Below are 1,991 nucleotides of genomic sequence, written 5' to 3'. Positions count from 1 at the left end.
TCAGCTGTCGGAGGCGTTCAAGGCGGTCGTGGCTCACTCACGCAGCGTAGCTGGGGACTTTCGCAGGAGGTCTAATGGTCAGCGTCGCGGCCCACCAGGGTCGCTCGATCCGGCAGATCTCCAGGCAGCTGGGCCACAAGAACACCGTGGTGACGCAGGCGATCTACCTGCACAGCTGGCCGGAACTGGAGGAGCCCATCGAGCTCGATCTGGGGTAAATGGCCCCCAAATGGCCCCGGAGCGACAGAAGGACCAGGAACTGCTAAACTCTTCAACCGAGCAACCCGCTTCTGGTCGCACAAAATCACCGCACGCGCCCTTAGCTCAGCTGGATAGAGCAACCGCCTTCTAAGCGGTCGGTCGCAGGTTCGAGTCCTGCAGGGCGCGCCACGTTCAGAAGCCCCCCTCCTTTTGCTGGTTGGGGGGCTTCTGCGTGTCTTCATGGTGTGTCGGTTGCGGCGCGCGTGGGGACATTTTGCGTGTCGCGGCGCGTCAGGATGCCCGTTATGCCAGCGTCCGTTTCGCGACCTGATCAGACGCAGCGCGAGGCTGAAGCGCTGGAGTTCCTGCATCTGTACCACACCGAAACCGGCCAGCCCGGTCTGCGGGAGCGGCAGGCGGACGTGTACCGTGACAGCCACCTGACCCTGAGTACCCAGGAACTGACTTTCGGCGCGCGGGTGGCGTGGCGAAACAGTACCCGCTGCGTGGGACGCCTACCCTGGCAAACCCTGCGTGTGAACGACCTGCGGCACGTGACAACCCATGACGAGGTGTTCACGCACCTGCTCTTGCACCTGCGCGGGGCGCTGAACGGCGGGCGCATCCTGCCCACCATGAGCGTGTTCGGCCCGGGCGTACGCATTCACAACGACCAACTGATCCGGTACGCCGGGTACCGCCACCCGGACGGACGCGTAACCGGCGACCCGCAGAACGCCGCCCTGACTGATTACCTGCGCGGCCTGGGCTGGCGCGGGGGCCCGGGTACGCCCTTTGACGTACTGCCGCTGGCCATCGAGGCGCAGGGAGAGGTGCGCCTGTTCGACCTGCCCGCCGACGCCACCTGCGAGGTCCGTATCGAGCATCCCACCTGCCCGGCCATCGGGAAGCTGGGGCTGCGCTGGCACGCCCTGCCCGTCATCAGCAACATGACCCTGGAAGTCGGCGGAGAGTCGTTCCAGGCCGCACCGTTCAGCGGCTGGTACCTGCAAACCGAAATTGCCGCCCGTAACCTCACCGACGAGCGCCGGTACAACCTGCTGCCCGCTGTGGCCGCCGCGCTGGGCCTGGACACCCGCACGCGCCGCTCCCTGTGGGTGGACCGCGCGCTGCTGGAACTGAACGTGGCCGTCCTGCACTCTTTCGACCGGGACGGCGTCCGCATTGCCGACCACCACGCGGTCACGCGGCAATTCCGGCAGTTCGAGACGCTCGAAGCCCGCGCCGGGCGCACCGTCCGGGGCCGCTGGTCGTGGCTGCTCCCGCCGATGGCCCCAGCCACCACGCCGCTTTGGGACCGCAGCTACGACGACCGCGAGGTCCGACCGAACTTCACGGCGCAGCCCCCCGCCTGGCAGGTGGCGCGCCCCGGTGTGTGCCCCTTCCATCACTGAGCCACCAGCCACTAGAAACTTTAAGCAGCTCTATCCGGATTATTCCCTGCCAGACCATAACGGTACCGGGCCGCCAGCACCCTCGTTGAGAGATGGCCAACCCGGTATGCGGCCCGGGACACGTAATGCTACTGGGTGTCTTGATGGAACCTGAGACCAACGAAGAACGCCCCGGGCCATAAAGGTCCGGGGCGTGATTGACGCATCTGGTGTTGTCGACGTGACCTATAGAAAGGAGGTGATCCAACCGCACCTTCCGGTACAGTTACCTTGTTACGACTTCACCCCAGTCATGAACCACAGCCTAGACGCCTGCCGTGAAGCTCCCGGCGGTTTCAGCTGCAATTTACTCCCATGGTGTGACGGGCGGTGTGT

2 protein-coding genes, 1 tRNA gene and 1 rRNA gene are annotated in these 1,991 nt (G+C 65.4%); 3 read left to right on the top strand and 1 reads right to left on the bottom strand.

The features are described from left to right. Positions 1-74: 74 nt before the first annotated feature. The 3 genes from QZ271_RS14265 (at position 75) to QZ271_RS14255 (ending at position 1,616) form a co-directional block, all read left to right on the top strand. Complete coding sequence (locus QZ271_RS14265) at positions 75-218, top strand: hypothetical protein (RefSeq protein ID WP_291432594.1); 144 nt, start codon at positions 75-77, stop codon at positions 216-218. A gap of 95 nt (positions 219-313) precedes the next feature. Further along, a tRNA-Arg gene (locus QZ271_RS14260) sits at positions 314-390 on the top strand. A gap of 116 nt (positions 391-506) precedes the next feature. Beyond that, positions 507-1,616: a nitric oxide synthase oxygenase gene (locus tag QZ271_RS14255; RefSeq protein ID WP_291432592.1), complete on the top strand. Its 1,110-nt coding sequence runs from the start codon at positions 507-509 to the stop codon at positions 1,614-1,616. 231 nt (positions 1,617-1,847) lie between these two features. On the opposite strand, the gene QZ271_RS14250 is transcribed toward QZ271_RS14255, so the two are convergent. Continuing rightward, positions 1,848-1,991: ribosomal RNA gene (locus QZ271_RS14250) — 16S ribosomal RNA — on the bottom strand; the annotation flags it as partial.

It is taken from the genome of Deinococcus sp. (assembly GCF_018260555.1).
Taxonomy (GTDB): Bacteria; Deinococcota; Deinococci; order Deinococcales; family Deinococcaceae; genus Deinococcus.
Note: the sequence above shows the minus strand (reverse complement) of the source record. Positions and strands in the feature narration are given on the sequence as shown.

Coding starts and splice junctions, on each gene's coding strand:
- QZ271_RS14265 (WP_291432594.1), top strand. CDS start 75: ATGGTCAGCGTCGCGGCCCACCAGGGTCGCTCGATCCGGCAGATCTCC.
- QZ271_RS14255 (WP_291432592.1), top strand. CDS start 507: ATGCCAGCGTCCGTTTCGCGACCTGATCAGACGCAGCGCGAGGCTGAA.